At 49.7% G+C, this 17348-nt stretch carries 15 protein-coding genes and 1 tRNA gene; 8 read left to right on the top strand and 8 right to left on the bottom strand.

Annotated features, from left to right (window positions below; all coding sequences use genetic code 11):
• Window positions 1–81: 81 nt before the first annotated feature.
• The 5 genes from ABUL11_RS09415 to ABUL11_RS09395 form a co-directional block, all read right to left on the bottom strand.
• Window positions 82–414, bottom strand: a complete 333-nt coding sequence (locus ABUL11_RS09415) for a DUF5681 domain-containing protein (protein ID WP_350283599.1) — start codon at window positions 412–414, stop codon at window positions 82–84.
• Window positions 415–433: 19 nt separating this feature from the next.
• A complete protein-coding gene (locus ABUL11_RS09410) occupies window positions 434–1144 on the bottom strand; it encodes a hypothetical protein (RefSeq protein WP_350283598.1) in 711 nt (236 codons plus the stop codon).
• Between the two features lie 664 nt (window positions 1145–1808).
• Window positions 1809–1901: transfer RNA gene (locus ABUL11_RS09405), tRNA-Ser, on the bottom strand.
• A gap of 45 nt (window positions 1902–1946) precedes the next feature.
• Entirely contained in the window at window positions 1947–3194 is a 1248-nt protein-coding gene (locus ABUL11_RS09400; protein WP_350283597.1) for an aspartate kinase, read from the bottom strand.
• A gap of 196 nt (window positions 3195–3390) precedes the next feature.
• Window positions 3391–3975 (bottom strand): peptidoglycan-binding domain-containing protein, encoded by a 585-nt coding sequence (locus tag ABUL11_RS09395; protein ID WP_350283596.1) that lies wholly within the window; start codon window positions 3973–3975, stop codon window positions 3391–3393.
• Window positions 3976–4226: 251 nt separating this feature from the next.
• On the opposite strand from ABUL11_RS09395, the gene ABUL11_RS09390 reads away from it, so the two are divergent.
• Together ABUL11_RS09390 and ABUL11_RS09385 are read left to right on the top strand one after the other, a co-directional pair.
• Window positions 4227–5399 (top strand): acetate/propionate family kinase, encoded by a 1173-nt coding sequence (locus ABUL11_RS09390; RefSeq protein WP_350283595.1) that lies wholly within the window; start codon window positions 4227–4229, stop codon window positions 5397–5399.
• A gap of 45 nt (window positions 5400–5444) precedes the next feature.
• Window positions 5445–7817, top strand: a complete 2373-nt coding sequence (locus ABUL11_RS09385) for a phosphoketolase family protein (RefSeq protein ID WP_350283594.1) — start codon at window positions 5445–5447, stop codon at window positions 7815–7817.
• Between the two features lie 296 nt (window positions 7818–8113).
• Here the strand turns inward: ABUL11_RS09385 and tal are convergent, their stop codons facing one another.
• Window positions 8114–9208 (bottom strand): transaldolase, encoded by a 1095-nt coding sequence (gene tal, locus ABUL11_RS09380; RefSeq protein WP_350283593.1) that lies wholly within the window; start codon window positions 9206–9208, stop codon window positions 8114–8116.
• Window positions 9183–9374, bottom strand: a complete 192-nt coding sequence (locus ABUL11_RS09375; protein ID WP_350283592.1) for a hypothetical protein — start codon at window positions 9372–9374, stop codon at window positions 9183–9185. The genes tal and ABUL11_RS09375 overlap by 26 nt, the downstream gene beginning before the upstream one ends.
• Window positions 9375–9450: 76 nt before the next feature.
• Here ABUL11_RS09375 and ABUL11_RS09370 point away from each other — a divergent pair, with 76 nt between their 5' ends.
• The 6 genes from ABUL11_RS09370 (at window position 9451) to rpsD (ending at window position 15691) form a co-directional block, all read left to right on the top strand.
• Window positions 9451–9957, top strand: coding sequence for an RNA polymerase sigma factor (locus tag ABUL11_RS09370; RefSeq protein WP_350283591.1), 507 nt, complete (start codon window positions 9451–9453; stop codon window positions 9955–9957).
• 9 nt (window positions 9958–9966) lie between these two features.
• The gene (locus tag ABUL11_RS09365) at window positions 9967–10929 is read left to right on the top strand and encodes a FecR family protein (RefSeq protein WP_350283590.1); all 963 of its coding nucleotides are present in this window, start codon (window positions 9967–9969) and stop codon (window positions 10927–10929) included.
• 78 nt (window positions 10930–11007) lie between these two features.
• The gene (locus ABUL11_RS09360) at window positions 11008–13308 is read left to right on the top strand and encodes a TonB-dependent receptor domain-containing protein (RefSeq protein WP_350283589.1); all 2301 of its coding nucleotides are present in this window, start codon (window positions 11008–11010) and stop codon (window positions 13306–13308) included.
• A 73-nt stretch (window positions 13309–13381) separates the two neighbouring features.
• The gene (locus tag ABUL11_RS09355; RefSeq protein ID WP_350283588.1) at window positions 13382–14689 is read left to right on the top strand and encodes a dicarboxylate/amino acid:cation symporter; all 1308 of its coding nucleotides are present in this window, start codon (window positions 13382–13384) and stop codon (window positions 14687–14689) included.
• A 77-nt stretch (window positions 14690–14766) separates the two neighbouring features.
• Window positions 14767–15060 (top strand): hypothetical protein, encoded by a 294-nt coding sequence (locus ABUL11_RS09350; RefSeq protein ID WP_350283587.1) that lies wholly within the window; start codon window positions 14767–14769, stop codon window positions 15058–15060.
• Between the two features lie 13 nt (window positions 15061–15073).
• Window positions 15074–15691: a 30S ribosomal protein S4 gene (rpsD, locus tag ABUL11_RS09345; protein WP_350283586.1), complete on the top strand. Its 618-nt coding sequence runs from the start codon at window positions 15074–15076 to the stop codon at window positions 15689–15691.
• Between the two features lie 112 nt (window positions 15692–15803).
• Here rpsD and ABUL11_RS09340 read toward each other — a convergent pair whose 3' ends face one another.
• Window positions 15804–16670, bottom strand: coding sequence for a pirin family protein (locus tag ABUL11_RS09340; protein ID WP_350283585.1), 867 nt, complete (start codon window positions 16668–16670; stop codon window positions 15804–15806).
• Window positions 16671–17348: the final 678 nt, after the last annotated feature.

Below are 17348 nucleotides of genomic sequence, written 5' to 3'. Positions count from 1 at the left end.
AATGAACCAGAACGATTTAACCTTGACCCATTCCATCATATCGTGGGACTAAACAACTAGCCAGTAAATATTTAACCGATTCTACCGCCGCTTACTGCTGAATATGGGAGGAATACCCTCACACTGTTCAACGATGGGCTTGTTTGCATCAAAATCGAAACTGACGCGCTCGGCCTGATTCTTCAGTGGCGAAACGACTCTATTCAGAACCAACCCACATGCCTGTACATCGCCGGCCAATGCCAGTTTGACAATCGTTTGCGCGACTGCTGGCGCGTCAGCTTCGAGCTGTTGGCGGATCCTTGTGCGGCGATCTTCTATACCTTTTGGTCTTCCTTTAGGGTTCGGGCTTTTCATGCCTGGCACCCAGTCGGGACGGCCTTTTTTCTTAGGAGTTTCTTCAGTGGTTTCCATGCTCTAATCACTCAAGTTATCAAGAATTCTCGAATTTAAGCACGTCATGCGCGCGATTATGCAATTCGCGGATGCGTTTAATTTCTTTATAACTTCCGCCTATCGCCTTTTGTGCCTCTTCGAAAATCAACCGGGAACGATCGAGCAACAGGTCACGGGTTTTGGTCAATGCTTGAAGCCTGCTTTCGATTTGCGGCTGCATTGCCCGGTGGTATTCCCGCGTACGCAATTTTTGCTCGACATCATTCATTCCGCTCAAGTAAGCCGGGGCGCCTAAAATGGCTCGCAGTGTTTTAACATCTTTATTTTTAACAGCGTCATTCAAAAAACGAATGCGTTCGTCCAGTGACAATCCTCGCGAATAATTGCGAATTTCACCTGAAATATTCATTTTTTCAGCATCACTTTCCAGCGGTGTATTCATCATTTCTTCGAGGCTGCCGATGCTCTTTGTCAGATTTGCAATACATTTGTCAAAACCGGAAGCAATGCGAGTGACAGATTTATCGGCAAAATCAGCAACCATTAAAAGCTTGTTTTCGTCTGTCATGGTTGGCGTTTTGCTCAACCTCTCGCGGGCCGTGTGTACTTTTGCAAGGCCTTCATATGTATTGGACAAGACCTGAATAGCTTCACCAAGGTAAGGAGAAATTGCTTCATCGTTAAAGCCTTCGACTACTTCAATATTTTTGGGATGTAGAGCGGGTGTTATCCTTGTGTCAATTTCCATTTTCGAGCGTCCTATCAATTAAAAACAATATATAATAAAACATAATATAAAAAAGTATAATGAAGAACAAATGACAGGTCAAAAGGAACTTTTCAGGAGAATCAGCGCGTGTTATGAATCAATGGCTATTGAACGCTGATTTCGTCTATCAGGATTGCGATGCTGTGCTTAAAAAACGGAAATGGTATAGGGGGTGTTTTTTGGGCGTAGAATCGCCAGAATCGCGTTTTAACTACCTTTCTGAGGAATTGAGTTTTTGAGGTTATTTTCTGAATCTGTAAGGCGTATAACCCAGCGCCTCATATCTCGATCTGCGCATATTGTGGGCAAAATTGGGATCAGTCGGGCCAGTAATCGAACCATACAGACCTGTTTTAGCTCGACACTCTTCAATAGGCCTTTCTGCCGCTTTGCAAGCAGTGTAATCTTTAAGTATTGATGGCGTGTAGCAGCCTGATAGCAGCAGAGCAGCAAATAGAGATATTGGAATGCGCATATCCTTCTCCCGGATAAAGAAAGATATTAAGCTAAAGCAGAGGGGTGTTACAACAAAACTGTGAGCAACAAAATGCTGAGCTTTCTTGCCGGTTGGCCCGATAACTGGGCTGATGAAGTTGTTTGTTTAATATAATTCTATTTAAATTCAATAACTTATAAAATTATCTGGCGGAGAGAGAGGGATTCGAACCCTCGATAAGCTTTTTGAGCCTATACTCCCTTAGCAGGGGAGCGCCTTCGACCACTCGGCCATCTCTCCGTGGGTGATATTTTATATCGGCTTATGTTGCAAAAGCTGGTAATACTAACATGTTTTTGTGCTGGTGTTATTCACCTGATCCAAATCAAAAGCCTTGTGCAGAATCCGGACTGCTAATTCCATATACTTCTCATCAACTACGACAGAAATTTTGATTTCTGAAGTCGCGATCATACGAATATTGATTCCCTCTTCTGCCAGAACGCGGAACATTTTGCTGGCGATACCGGCATAGGAACGCATCCCTACCCCGATCACCGATACCTTGGCAATTTTATCTCCGCCAATGACCTCACGCGCACCGATATGAGGCAATACCTGTTGCTTCAGCACATCCATCGTTCTGGCGTATTCATTCCGGTGAACTGTGAATGAGAAGTCAGTGGTACCGTCATGCCCAACGTTCTGGATGATCATATCGACGTCGATATTGGCATCTGCTACCGGACCCAGTATTTGATAGGCAATACCAGGGTGATCCGGCACACCTACTACCGTAATTTTCGATTCGTCACGATTAAATGCAATCCCCGAAATTATGGGCTGTTCCATCTTGTTATCTTCCTCAAACGTGATCAGCGTACCTTCGCCTTCCTCAAAGCTGGAAAGGACCCTGAGCTTGACCTTGTATCTACCGGCAAACTCCACCGAACGTATCTGCAGGACCTTGGAGCCCAGGCTGGCCATCTCAAGCATTTCTTCGAATGTAATGGTATCCAGTTTACGGGCTTCCGGCACTACACGCGGATCAGTAGTGTAAATACCGTTGACATCCGTGTAGATCTGGCATTCATCCGCCCTGAGGGCTGCAGCAAGTGCAACCGCTGTAGTATCGGAGCCGCCGCGCCCCAATGTCGTAATATCACCCGTTTCATCAACACCCTGGAATCCGGCCACGATAATCACGTAACCTGCTGCCAGATCAGCACAAACAGGGTTTTCATCGATTTTCAGGATACGCGCCTTGGTATGAGCGTTGTTAGTCGTAATACTGACCTGAGGGCCGGTATAGCTTTTTGCCTTGACTCCCAGCTCACGCAAAGCCATCGCCAGTAACCCGATCGTTACCTGTTCGCCGGTGGACAGAATGACATCCAGTTCACGGGGATCAGGATTGGATTGAATTTCTTTTGCCAGAGAGACCAGGCGATTGGTCTCTCCACTCATGGCCGATACAACGACCACCAGCTTATGCCCTTGCGCCCGAAATTCAGCCACACGACGTGCAACCTGCTTAATACGCTCGGTGCTGCCTACCGAGGTGCCACCATATTTTTGGACAAGAAACGCCACGAAATTTTTTCTCAGGAATAAATGATCAAACAGCCTGAACGGCGGTGAATTCTACACATTTCTCTGAAAGAATTCTATTTCCAGAGCAGATGAGAACCATGGACATGAGTCTGCCTGTATTCGCCCTAATCAGATCGTAAAGATCGGGATAGCTGACTTCAGCAGACTCATGAATTTCTATATAACCCGAAAAAAATCAGAAATCGATTCCCAGTTCACGCAATGTTTCTTTGGTTATTTTGCCTTCAGCCAGGCTATGTTGTTTCTGAAAATCAATTAGTGCACTTCTGCTGCGTGGCCCCAGTTTACCGTCCGCTACGCCTGGATTTAAACCGGCATCCGTCAAAGCCTGCTGAACTTTGCGGATCAGATCTGGGGTAGCTTTGACGACATCCTGACCATCATCAGCGGATCCTGCTGCTGAATCTGTTGCAGGGGCAGCTGCTATAGACTCATTCTCTTCAGCATCACTCGCAGCCGTTTCTTCCGATTCAGGTTCTACTTCACCATTTAAAGTACCACCCGTACGCTGGATAATTTCATCTGCTTTAGCCAATATTGACTCCAATGATTCTTCTGTGACTTCACCAGACTCGGTCTCACCAGGTTCAACAGGTACTGATCCAGTCATGATCTCATCACTCTGAACGGCTTCCTCCGTTACCCCGGTCTGATTCTGTCCAGTAGTTTCTTCCGGTTCATCACCACAACCCGACGTAAACACAACCAGAGATAACATCAGGACACACTTTGCAAAACGATCAAGATTTATCACTTTCATTCCCGAACCTCCTCATGAAAAAATCAATGGATCCCCCGGATATCTAAAACCAGGCCTGAAAATTCCAGTTTCCTGAACCAATCGGACCATACCGGCCAATCGGATAGTATACAAACTCGCAATATACACCCTTCATACGATCATTCCATCCTATGATTACATAAGAACTGTTTCTAGTGACATTCCGGATAAAAAACACAATCACATAAATCGACAACAATATCCGGTAACTATTTTTCAGGAAAATCGCCATGAACGAAACTATTCTCGTCCTCAACGCCGGTTCATCCAGTCTCAAATTCGCACTCTATCAGACGACATACGGAAGCATATCGATGATCTGCCGGGGAAAAATCGAGATCGGCGATAATGCTTCATCCCGATTTCAAGTCAAGGATTCCCGAGGAGAACTATTCTGGCAGCAGACTCTTCACATCTCCCATCATGAGAATGCGATAGAGGTACTTTTACAATGGCTGGAGACACAAACAAACAGACAGCCAATAGCAGTAGGTCACCGTGTCGTCCATGGCGGTATGCCATTCGACCGGCCGGTCCTCATCGATGAACAGGTTACCACCCGGCTGTTGCAACTGGTTCCACTGGCACCACTACATCAGCCCGACAGCCTGGCAGGAATCAGCGCATTACGACGACTCAGACCGGATTTACCACAGGTTGCCTGTTTTGATACCTGTTTTCATCGTACCATGCCAGATGAGGAGCAGATTTACGCGCTGCCCGGCCATCTGACAGACCAGGGAATCCGGCGCTACGGTTTTCATGGGCTGTCCTACGAATATATTGCCCATATCCTGCCCGATCATCTCGGTGATCGGGCAACAGGACGTATCGTAGTGGCACATCTTGGCAATGGTGCCAGCCTGTGCGCTTTACAGCAGGGTAAAAGTATTGCTACGACCATGGGGTTCACGCCGTTGGAAGGTTTGCCGATGGGTACACGTTGTGGCAACCTCGATCCGGCGGTACTGCTCTATCTGATGCGGGAACAACACATGGACCACGATACTCTGACCGATCTGTTGCATCGGCACGCTGGTTTACGCGGTGTTTCCGGTATCAGCGCTGATATGCGCACGTTACTGGCCAGCAATGATCCCGCTGCCAAACAGGCCGTTGATCTGTTCGTCTGGCAGGTATGCCGTCAGCTGGGGGCAATGGTGGCTGTGTTGGAAGGAATCGATGGTCTGGTTTTCACCGCCGGTATTGGCGAGTATGCGTCACAGATCCGTACACGAATCTGCGCCCGCCTCAAATGGCTGTCGATCGAGCTCGATGAGTCCGCTAATCAGGCCAATGCCACCCGCATCAGCACTGCCGACAGCCCTACACCGGTCCTCGTCCTGCCAACCGACGAAGAAATCGTCATTGCTCGCCACACGTTCCAACTCATCACGGCATGAGCCGGAACACCTCCAGATAACTTGACCTTAATGAGGTAATTCGCCATGACTCAACTCCCGCAACCCCTCACTCCGGATGAACTGCAGAAAATCGACGCTTACTGGCGTGCTGCCAATTATCTTTCAGTCGGCCAAATCTATCTGCTTGATAACCCACTGCTGCAGACCCCGCTAACATTGCAGCATATCAAGCCTCGTTTGCTGGGGCACTGGGGAACGACACCCGGGCTCAATTTCATTTATGCCCATCTCAATCGCATTATCCGGCGTGATGATCTGAACATGATCTACATAGCCGGTCCCGGCCATGGCGGGCCCGCACTGGTCGCCAATACTTATCTGGAAGGCAGTTACTCCGAACATTATCCTGATATCTCGCGAGATACCCTGGGAATGAAGCATCTGTTCCGCCAGTTTTCTTTTCCTGGCGGGATTGGCAGTCATGCCACACCGGAAATCCCTGGTTCCATCCATGAAGGCGGGGAGCTTGGTTACGCACTTTCCCATGCCTTTGGTGCAGTGTTCGACAATCCGGATCTGATCGTAGCCTGTATCGTAGGTGATGGAGAAGCTGAAACCGGGCCATTGGCAACCGCCTGGCATTCCAACAAGTTTCTCAATCCCGTTCAGGACGGTGCAGTGCTGCCGATCCTGCATCTGAACGGCTATAAAATTGCCAATCCCACTATTCTGGCACGTATCAGCCGTGAAGAGCTGAATCAACTGTTCTACGGCTATGGCTATCAACCATACATCGTCGAAGGAAAAGATCCTCTGACTATGCATCAGCTCATGGCTGGAATACTGGATCAGGTACTTGCTGAAATCAGGTCGATCCAAACCAGGGCCCGCCTCGACGGTGTAACACAATACCCTCGCTGGCCCATGATCATCCTGCGCACCCCGAAAGGGTGGACCGGGCCCAAAACAGTCGACAACCTGAAAACGGAAGACTCCTGGCGCTCTCATCAGGTGCCGCTCTCGGAGCTTGCACAAAAACCGGAGCATATCCAGCAACTCGAAGACTGGCTCAGAAGCTATCATCCTGAGGAACTGTTCGATACTGAAGGCCGGCTGATCGAGGAGTTACAAGCCCTGATACCGACAGGTACCCGGCGTATGGGAGCCAATCCGCATGCAAACGGAGGAATGTTGATAAAACAACTGCGTATTTCGGATTTCCGGGAATATGCGGTCGAAGTTGCGCAACCCGGCCAGATCAAGGCCGAATCGACCCGGATCATGGGCAGTTTCCTGCGAGACATCATGCACCTGAATCTGAAGACCCATAATTTTCGGGTATTCGGACCAGATGAAACAGCTTCCAACCGACTGGGAAACCTGTATGACGCTACACCCAAAACCTGGCTTGCCGAAACGCTGCCCGAGGATGAACACCTGGCACCCAATGGCCGTGTAATGGAAATTCTGAGTGAACATACCTGCCAGGGCTGGCTGGAGGGTTATCTGCTGACCGGGCGGCATGGCCTGTTTTCCTGCTACGAAGCCTTCATTCATATCGTCGATTCAATGTTCAATCAGCATGCAAAATGGCTGAAAGTCAGCAAGGAAATTCCATGGCGCAGACCCATCGCTTCACTCAATTATCTGTTGACTTCCCATGTATGGCGCCAGGATCATAATGGCTTCTCCCACCAGGATCCAGGCTTCATTGATCACGCAATCAATAAAAAGGCCGATATTATCCGCATCTATCTGCCGCCCGATGCCAATTGTCTTCTGTACGTCACGGATAAATGTCTACGCAGCCGCAATCTGGTCAATGTCATTGTTGCCGGCAAGCAGCCAGAACTGCAATGGCTGGATATGGATGCTGCGATCAAACACTGCACTGCCGGTATTGGTATATGGGGATGGGCCAGCAATGATCAGACTGGCGAACCGGATGTCGTCATTGCCTGCGCCGGAGATGTTCCCACCATCGAGGTCCTGGCCGCCGTCAGCATCCTGCGGGAACATTTACCCGAGCTGCGTATTCGTGTAATCAACGTCGTCGATCTGATGACGCTGCAACATGACCGGGAACACCCGCAAGGGCTCTCCGACCGGGAGTTCGATACCTTGTTCACCACGGACAAACCTATCATCTTTGCCTATCACGGTTATCCCTGGCTGATCCACCGTCTGACCTACCGCCGCACCAACCACTCCAATCTGCATGTGCGCGGCTATAAAGAAGAAGGCACTACTACCACACCGTTCGATATGACAGTACTCAACGACATGGATCGTTTCCATCTGGTCGATGATGTCATCGATCGTGTTCCCCATCTGGGATACAAAGCGGCCTATCTCAGACAAACCATGCGCGACAAACTGGTCGAGCACCGCGAATATATCAACCGCCACGGTGAAGACATGCCGGAAATCAGAAACTGGAAATGGACTGCACCGTGATGGTGATAACGAATGGTCATCCGGTATCTCCGCCGGTTCCCGGCCATAATAGCGGACATCGTCAGCACATCTGAGATCTTAAACAAGCTTAAGGAACCTCTGAAAAACGTCAGCGAGGCAGTCAGTTCAAAGCAAAAGTCGGTGACGCAAGCAAAGCGTAGGGAACAACCGTAAGGCTGGTCCGTAGGGCAAGGCGCTGCCGCCGAGTAAAAAGTGGAGTTTATACGTGATAAATAAGTATTTTGGCCCGACTTTTAACGCAAGAATGGCAACGCAGGTTGTTTTTCAGAGGTTTCCTAATCCGTTTTTTCCTTCTGCAGGGCAGTGCATTTCGAATCAATCCCCGACATCAATTCCTGCCAGGAAGTCACAAACCCTTTTGCCCCCTCTTGCTGGAGTTGAATCGCCAGCGCATCGATATCAACACCCGCTCTGACAAACTGTTCCAGAATCTGCTCATAATCTCCGCCATCAGCTGGCATATAATCGATGCTCAGATCGTCATGGCCGGCAAGCGCCTTCAAGGTGGCCTCAGGCATCGTATTGACTGTAAAGGGGGCGACAAGCGTCCTCACATACAAAACTGGCGAAGCAGCAGGATCTTTGGTTCCCGTACTTGCCCATAGCAAGCGTTGCGGCCGTGCACCGGCATTGTAGGCACGCAGCCAGCGCGGTGAATCAAAAAGGTCACGGGCAGCTTTATAGGTACGCCCGGCAATCGCGATACCCAGTCTGTTGCGCAACGCTTCCGGAACCTTGCCGGCTACTGCAACATCCCATCGGCTGACAAACAGAGAAGCAACGGATATCACATCAGGATTGAGACCAGCATCAATACGCCGTTCGATACCGCGCAAAAATGCCTCAGCTGCATCCACATACTGTTCACGACTGAACAATAAAGTCACATTGATCGGTATACCTGCAAAGATAGCTTCTTCAATGGCAGGCAGACCTTCCCGGGTTCCCGGAATCTTGATCAGCAGATTCGGCCGGGCCGCCCGGTTGCAGATTTCCTTTGCAGCCACTATGGTACTGGCGGTATCGTAGGCCAGCAGAGGAGATACCTCCAGTGATACCCACCCATCAATGCCATTGGTACGATCGTAAACCGGCTTCAGCAGATCGGCAACCCGGGTCAGGTCTTCCAGCGCCAGATCGAGGAAAATCTCCTCGCTCAATTTACCCTGTTCCAAACCTGAACGAATCGAAGCTTCATAGGCACTGCTGTTTTTGATTGCCTGATTGAATATGGTCGGGTTCGAAGTCAGTCCCGTTACCGAAAGCTCGTCGACATAACGCTTGAGTGTGCCGTCGGTCAACAAATCACGTGTAATGTTATCGAGCCAGAGACTCTGGCCGAGATTATGCAAAAGTTGTGTCGCTTTCATGATTCTGCTCCTTGAAAAATCGCCGGACCGATAGCTGCACGCCGGCAATATCCAGTATACGTGCATCAGATAAAATCGCTATGGCTGGCGACCCTTGAATGAGGTTGCTGCATTGGCGACTCGGCAGTAATCGCCCGGCACCCCTCCCTGCGACAATTTGTCGCATTCTCATTTCCTGCTTTTATCCGGATAATTTGATCCGGACAAACACTGGTTACTATGACTCTTTTCGCTACTGCATCATGCCCTCATCGGATTCCCCCGTATTTACAGCTCTCTACCAGCGATACCAGTCACAATTGATCAGTCGCATCACCCGTCTGGTCGGTTGCCGTGAAACAGCGGCTGATCTCGCCCAGGAAGCCTATATCCGGTTACTGGGCCACCGCGATTTATCGAATATATTGAGTTTGTCCGCTTATCTGTTCCGGATCGGCCATAACCTGGCTATGGATCACCAGCGTGACCCCTCAAATAAAATAGAATACCTGCTGATCGACGAAACCCTGCCCTGCCCGCTGCTCCAGCCGCATGAAATCGTGAGTCTCCGGCAGCAATGCAGACTATTGCTGGATACGATTGCTTCCATGCCGCAAGGTTGCCGCGATGTTTTCCTGCTGCGTAAAATCGATGAGCTCAGTTACAGTGAAATCTCCATCCGTCTCAATATTTCCGAGAAAACCGTGCAACGACGTCTGGTACAAGCCATGCTGCGTTGCCACCGCAGCATGAACCGCATGATCGCCTAATGATACTGTATGCCCGCTTCCGGCCCTCCTGACGAACAGCTGCTCAAACAGGCACTGAAGTGGTTCTTTCTATTACAGTCTGAACACTGTACGGATGAGGACAGGCGGAAATTCAACCGCTGGCTCTGTAAAAATGAAGCTCATCAGGCAGCCTATACGTATGCTGAGCGCTTATGGTCTGAAGCAGACAAACTGAAAGAAACACCCGATATTCCCGGTTTGCATGAAGCCAGACAACGCCGGCCCAAACACCAGCCGGCCGGCATATTCGGCTGGGCACTGTTCTTCCTGATTTCATCTGCTTTGATGAGTATCGGCTGGCTGGAATACAACGCTGAAACCATCACTTATTCCACCCGATTGGGAGAGCAGCGCCTCATCTCCCTGGCGGATGGCAGCCGTATCAACATGAATACGGCTACCCGTCTGCACGTCCGCATTTCTTACCTGCAACGCAAAATCACGCTGGATACGGGAGAAGCCGTTTTTGACGTTGCACACGAAACTTGGCGTCCTTTTATCGTGCATACAGACAAATTGCAAATCCAGGATATCGGCACCCGGTTTAACGTCCATAAACAGCAGGATGAGATTTCGGTCACGGTACTGGAAGGCGCGGTGGAAATCGATGGCGTACGTCTGGATGAAGGATATCAGCAATACTACTCCTCTCGCAGTGATCATGCGATCCTCCGCCCGGTCGATACCGAACAGATCGCCGCCTGGCAGCACGGGCGGCTGATATTCCGCCAGACTCCTCTGGCAGCACTGGTAGCCGAGCTGGAACGCTATCATCCGGTACGCTTCATTTTTACTGACCCCGCCATTGCACACGAAACACTGAGCGGAACATTCGGCACTTGTGATCTGCCACTTTTTCTCAGCAGCCTGGAGAAAGCTTTACCAGTCAGAGTAAAAAAACTGCCGGACGGGCAAACTCTGCTGATCGATCGGACAAATAAAAAAATGTGACCAGTTCATCGTGTTTTTCACGTCTTACCAGACAGGACACCAGAAAACTTTATACCTTCCTGACTGGAGAAAAATACTATGAAATCTATTGCCGGATTATTTCCGCTACTGCTTCTGCTATGGGTGAATACGGCCCATGCACAAAATGAAACCGCCCATTATTCCTTCGATCTTCCCGCACAACCTCTTTCTTCCACGCTGAATCACCTGGCCAATATCACCGGCATCAAGCTGATTTATGCGGATGAAGTCACCCGAAATCACCTTTCTCCACCTCTCCATGGCAACTTTACACTGGCAGAAGCATTGAACCAGGTACTGAATAAAAACCAATTGAAGTACGAGATAGTCGATAACAGCATGGTCGTCATCAGCCAGGTCGCTGCCAACACGATCCTGCCCGAAATTACCATTACCACTGATTCATCTGCGGCCGGTAACGAAACATCGTTGACCGTTCCAGACACGCTACAGGCAACAACCAATATTCAGCATATACCTGGTGCCGTCGAAGTCATATCCGATACCCGGTTCAAAAGTACGCCCGCACAAACGATCAAAGATATCGTCGGCTGGGTACCCGGTGTCATCGCCCAACCCAAATCGAATATCGATAACCGGATATCGATCCGCGGTTCCGGATTGACACGCAACTACGGCAACCGTGGCATCAACATGTATATGGACGGCATCCCGATCAATACGGCTGATGGCTTGTTCGATGTCTTCGAAATCGATCCGAGTGCTTACCGCTACGTCGAAGTGTTCAAAGGCGCCAATGCACTGCGTTATGGAGCCAATTCTCTCGGCGGTGCAATCAACTTCGTCACACCAACAGGGTATGATGCTCCCCGGTTCAGCGGACGAGTGGATACAGGCAGCTTCGGCTATATGAAAGGACAGGTGAGCACGAGCGGAATCCACGGCCCGTACGATTATTTCGTCACTGCATCGGCGCAACGCGAGGATGGTTATCGCGATCACAGCAACGGCCACATGGTGCTCGGCAGTGCAAACTTCGGTTATCGATTCTCACAGGATGCCGAGACCCGCTTCTACCTGAACGCGAATACATGGCGCCAGCGTTTACCAGGCGAGCTGACCAAAAGCATGGCGCTGGATTCACCACGCAGTGCCGATCCCGAGTTCGTACGGCAGGATCAGCAACGCAACATCGATTCAGTACGGCTCGCCAACAAGACTACGCTGCACTTCGGCCCTACCACGGTCGACTTTGGTCTCTTTGGCCACCATCGCCATGTGGATCATCCCATCTACCGGTACCTGGACTACTATGTCCATGACTACGGTGGCTTCGCGCGTGCAACCGATGACCGGCTGATCGCCGGCTTCCGCAACCGCTTCGTCGCAGGTGCAAACGTTCACAACGGTAGAATCAATTACAAAGAATACATCAACCCGGGAGATGCGGTGAAAGGGGCACTGGCCATGTCCACGGTGGATAAATCCCAGAACTATTCAATCTATGCGGAAAACAGTTTCTACTTCCTGCAGAATGTCGCGCTGGTTGCTGGCGGGCAGTTTCTGCATGCGATTCGCGACCGGAATGACCGTTTCCTGGCGGATGGCGATCAGTCGGGCCGCCGTGCTTACAGCATCTTCAGCCCCAGAGGAGGATTGTTGTGGGACATTGCTCCCGATGTACAGATCTTTGCCAATATCTCACGAAGTGCCGAAGTACCGACTTTCGACACGAACACCTTTATGACACCCGCCAGCTCGGAACTCGATGCCCAGACTGCTACCACCTATGAAATCGGAACACGCGGGCGCAGAGCCGATTTCAAATGGGATATCGCCTTCTACCGTGCCCATATCAGAAATGAGCTGCAATGCCTGAGAACGTCGCCGTTCAGCCCATGTACGGTAGTCAATGCAGATCGTACCGTACATCAGGGGATCGAACTGGGATTCGGTGCCGCATTTCTCAAAGGAATCGCCGCCCGGAAAGATCTTCTCTGGCTCGACGTAGCCTACACCTACAACGATTTCTTTTTTGATAACGATACCCTTTACGGAAACAACAAGCTGCCCGGCGTACCACCCCACTACCTGCGCGCAGAAGTGCTCTACAAATACCCGAATGGATTCCACGCCGGCCCGAATGTCGAATGGATGCCACGAGCCTACTACGCTGACAACGCCAACAATCTCACCATCGGCTCGTACGCGCTCCTGAACTTCAGAATCGGCTATGACCCGGGTAAAGGATGGTCCGGCTACCTCGAAGGACGTAATCTGCTCGATACCCGCTACATCTCAACCACGATCACCTCCGGTACGGCCGATGCCACTTCGGCACTCTTCAACTCCGGCTACGGCCGGGCAATTTACGGCGGCATACGGTTTAACTGGTGAAAAACAATCGAGAGGCATCTCCCAGTTATTTTCTGGAACCTGTCAGCGTAAGAACGATGATATGCTGGCGCCCATGGCATTTTCCCGACGTGAACAATCTTTAGGCCAATCCATCGGCGCCCTGATCGCCCAGCATTTATGGGCAAAAATTCTGCTGGGGATGGTACTGGGTACCCTCACAGGTCTTGCATTATCTCCTGGCGGTCTAGCATTACTGGAAAACGATACTGTGCTCACGGCAGCGGAATGGATTGCACTGCCCGGGGTCATTTTTCTGGAAATGCTCAAAATGGTAGTTATTCCGTTGATCATCTGCTCCATCGCACTCGGTATTCTGACCAGTGGTTCTCCACACCAGTTGAAGCGTATGGGGGCATTCATCGTGCCATACTTCATCATCACTTCTTTTGTTGCCGTAGGAATCGGCCTTGCTATCACACTTATCATCCAGCCGGGACATACGGTTGGTACCGGCATCGATACGATGGTAGCCGCTATGTCGGCTGATGGTGGTATAAAAACATTTGACGATCTGACTGTCCCGCAACGCATCGTTAACCTCATCCCTTCCAATTTCGTCGAAGCGGCCATGCAAACCGACATGCTCAAAGTCGTAATCGGTGCAATTTTTCTCGGTGTAGCGGCATTGACCATTCCTCGTGAAATCGCAAAGCCATTCGAGGATTTATGCCTGTTCGGACAAGTGGCAGCAATGAAGATCATTAGCTGGACCATGGCACTGGCCCCCTATGCTGTATTCGGTCTGATGGTCGATGCCATGGTTCGGCTGGGCTTCGATATACTGACAGCGATCGGCTGGTATATGGGTTGTGTATTGCTGGGACTCGTGATCATTCTCGGCTTGTATCTGTTTGGAGCAGCCGTTTTCGGTCATCGTCCACCATTCGAATTTCTGCGTGCCATACGTGATGTGCAACTGCTGGCTTTCTCCACCTCCAGTTCGGCTGCCGTCATGCCTTTATCTATTCGGGCAGCAGAAGAAAATCTTGGTGTCAGTGAAGATATCAGTCGTTTTGTCATTCCTGTCGGGACGACGATCAATATGGACGGTACCGGGCTTTACCAGGCAGTAGCCGCTATTTTCCTGTGCCAGATATTCAAAGTGGATCTGAGTTTCACAGAAATGATCCTGCTGCTATGCACCACGGTTGGCGCTTCAATCGGCACACCCGCCACACCGGGTGTCGGTATTGCCGTACTAGCCACCATCTTATCGGGTATCGGTGTACCACCCGCCGGAATCGGCATTATTTTTGGTGTCGATCGCATTCTCGATATGTGTCGCACGACCATCAACGTTACCGGTGATCTGACTGCTGTCGTCATCATGGACAAATGGATGAAAGGAAAGCTTGCTTGATTTAATCAAGGATTATGAGTTGACTTAACAAATACGAATCATTACCATTATTCTAAATGTCTGACAGGGTCATTTGTATGAACCAACAAGCAGAAACAAATGCACAATTCGATCCGGATTTACCTACAGCGAGTGCAGTAATGGCATCTTTGTGCTGCGTGGCAGCACAGTATGCAAGCAAACCATCGGTGGAACTGGCAAAATTGGCGCTGGATCTTGCGCACAAGTTGACCGCACCGCAGTATGCGGAATCGAAGCTGATCACTGAAGTGGCACAGCAACTGGTCAGGCAGTGGAAGCAGATTTTATATCAACAGGTACAAACAAAGACTACCGGTATGATCATGCCGGACAACCGATTCATTAATTAAAGCTGGAGCAGTTATGTCACGGTTCACGGGACCAAGATTGAAAATCATGCGAGCACTAGGTGTCGATCTGCCTGGTTTATCGCGTAAAACTATCGCAAGCAGGCCGACTCCACCGGGTCAGCATGGCACCAAACTGGTGCGCCGCAGAAAATCGGATTTTGGTCTCAAGCTGCAGGAAAAACAGAAGCTGCGTTTCAATTACGGTCTGTCTGAACGCCAGTTGCGTCATCTGATGCTGAATGCGCGTAAGAGCACCGAGCCGACAGGTGAAACTTTATTGCAACTGTTGGAACGCCGGCTCGATAATGTGGTATTTCGCGCCGGGTTTGCACCGACTCTCATAGCAGCACGGCAACTGGTATCACACCGCCATGTTCGCCTGAACGGCAAGTCTGTTAATATTCCGTCCATCCGTCTGAATGTGGGTGATGAAATCACTATCAAGCCGGAAAGTATGAGTTTACCCCTAGTACTGGGAACATTGCAGGACTTACCCCTAAGCCGCCCTGAATGGCTACTCTGGGATGAAAAGGATAAAACCGGCAAAGTTACCCACCTGCCTACTGCTGAAGATGTTCCGTTTCCTATCGATGTACAGCAGGTCGTGGAATATTACGCCAACCGGATGTGATTTCATGTATTTGACCAGCGCTCAGGAATGCTTACCATCCAATCGCCTGGCCTGGTCATCTCAACATACTCCCGGCTGGTAGCTTGATCTCTCTGTTACCTACCGGTAGAGACTAGTGGGACAACTGCCCAAAATGCCCGTCGTTAAAGTCTGCAATTGCCTGATCGATTTCTGTCTGGCTGTTCATGACAAAAGGACCATATCCGACAACCGGTTCATTGATGGGTTCACCGCTGAGCAGCAGCACAGTGGCGTTTTCCCGCACATCGATTGATACCGTATCACCTGTACGATCAAGCGATACCATTTGCGCAACTTTGACCAGAGAACTGCCATTGATCGATACCTGTCCATGTAAAACGACAAGTACCGTATTCCATCCCTCACGTAATGGTAATTCGATGAATTTCCCCCGTTTCAGCCGCATATCCCAAACATTCATTGGTGTATAAGTCTGGGCTGGCCCCGTATGATCCTGATAACAGCCTGCAATTACTCGGACACTGCCAGCCTCATCCGGCAAAGCAACTACCGGAATATCTGCAGAAAGGATGGCCTGATAATGCGGAGCAACCATCTTATGCCTGGCGGGTAAATTAACCCATAACTGCACCATCTCAAGCTGACCGCCAGAATGTGTAAAAGATTCTGAATGGAATTCCTCATGCAGAATACCTGAGCCTGCAGTCATCCATTGCACATCACCCGGGCCGATCACTCCGCCTTGACCAGTTGAATCTCGATGCGCCACTTCGCCATGGTAAACAATAGTCACTGTTTCAAACCCACGGTGTGGATGCTGCCCTACTCCACGCGATCTCTCAACTGGAGCAAAGTCAACGGGGCCAGCATAATCCAGCAACAGAAATGGACTCAGCAGTTTTCCATGATTGCTATAAGAAAACAGTGAACGTACCGGGAAACCATCACCCACCCAATGAAGAGGTGGTGCATCATAAACACCCAGAATCTTTTTCATTGTCATCTCCTCACATTATTTACCCAATACACTACGTGTACGAAACAATTACTTGAACAGACAGTGTAATCAGCATCACTATTCTATATAGAGAACAGTTAAATATATGATTAATCGCTATCAGAACACCAGTAGTTTTCTACGAAAAAGCGCACAATCGCTCAATTCTTGTTCCATCTTAGCTTGCTCGTTATGACACGGATAACTAACTACTACAGGATTTGACGATACTCGCCCATTTTAAAATTTGCCAGCTCATAGCCCTGGTTATGTATAGACAGATTTAGGCAATGCGCGCCGCCGATGCCAGGACATTCCTCATACCCAACAACTCAATCACCGCTGTCCAATGTCCAACTTACACGCACGTAAATCAATCATAAGTCAGCTTCTACTTCTCATAAGAAAGATATCCCAATACATAAATCCGAGGCTTCAGTGAATTCCTCGTAACGAGGATCAGATAGTCGGCAGGCTTCAATCTAATCCTAATTGATCTTGATAACACTACGCGCAGTTTCATTGATCCAGTAGCAGATAAATGACAGTTTCAGGAAATCGAAATTCAACCAAGGCAGGAAATTTTTCGTTATTGAAAACGATTTTTATTTGCAATATTGGAGTAAATTAACCTGAGTTCGGGATAAGAAAAGAGGAAGTGAGCGCCCGCCTTTTTGC

The organism is Nitrosomonas sp. (assembly GCF_040256045.1).
In the GTDB taxonomy this organism is placed as follows: domain Bacteria; phylum Pseudomonadota; class Gammaproteobacteria; order Burkholderiales; family Nitrosomonadaceae; genus Nitrosomonas.
Note: the sequence above shows the minus strand (reverse complement) of the source record. Positions and strands in the feature narration are given on the sequence as shown.

Excerpts from the sequence above, each read along its gene's own strand:
- ABUL11_RS09415 (WP_350283599.1), bottom strand. The coding sequence starts at position 414 with ATGGAAACCACTGAAGAAACTCCTAAGAAAAAAGGCCGTCCCGACTGG.
- ABUL11_RS09410 (WP_350283598.1), bottom strand. The coding sequence starts at position 1,144 with ATGGAAATTGACACAAGGATAACACCCGCTCTACATCCCAAAAATATT.
- ABUL11_RS09395 (WP_350283596.1), bottom strand. The coding sequence starts at position 3,975 with ATGAAAGTGATAAATCTTGATCGTTTTGCAAAGTGTGTCCTGATGTTA.
- ABUL11_RS09390 (WP_350283595.1), top strand. The coding sequence starts at position 4,227 with ATGAACGAAACTATTCTCGTCCTCAACGCCGGTTCATCCAGTCTCAAA.
- ABUL11_RS09385 (WP_350283594.1), top strand. The coding sequence starts at position 5,445 with ATGACTCAACTCCCGCAACCCCTCACTCCGGATGAACTGCAGAAAATC.
- tal (WP_350283593.1), bottom strand. The coding sequence starts at position 9,208 with ATGAAAGCGACACAACTTTTGCATAATCTCGGCCAGAGTCTCTGGCTC.
- ABUL11_RS09375 (WP_350283592.1), bottom strand. The coding sequence starts at position 9,374 with ATGCGACAAATTGTCGCAGGGAGGGGTGCCGGGCGATTACTGCCGAGT.
- ABUL11_RS09370 (WP_350283591.1), top strand. The coding sequence starts at position 9,451 with ATGCCCTCATCGGATTCCCCCGTATTTACAGCTCTCTACCAGCGATAC.
- ABUL11_RS09365 (WP_350283590.1), top strand. The coding sequence starts at position 9,967 with ATGCCCGCTTCCGGCCCTCCTGACGAACAGCTGCTCAAACAGGCACTG.
- ABUL11_RS09360 (WP_350283589.1), top strand. The coding sequence starts at position 11,008 with ATGAAATCTATTGCCGGATTATTTCCGCTACTGCTTCTGCTATGGGTG.
- ABUL11_RS09355 (WP_350283588.1), top strand. The coding sequence starts at position 13,382 with ATGGCATTTTCCCGACGTGAACAATCTTTAGGCCAATCCATCGGCGCC.
- ABUL11_RS09350 (WP_350283587.1), top strand. The coding sequence starts at position 14,767 with ATGAACCAACAAGCAGAAACAAATGCACAATTCGATCCGGATTTACCT.
- rpsD (WP_350283586.1), top strand. The coding sequence starts at position 15,074 with ATGTCACGGTTCACGGGACCAAGATTGAAAATCATGCGAGCACTAGGT.
- ABUL11_RS09340 (WP_350283585.1), bottom strand. The coding sequence starts at position 16,670 with ATGAAAAAGATTCTGGGTGTTTATGATGCACCACCTCTTCATTGGGTG.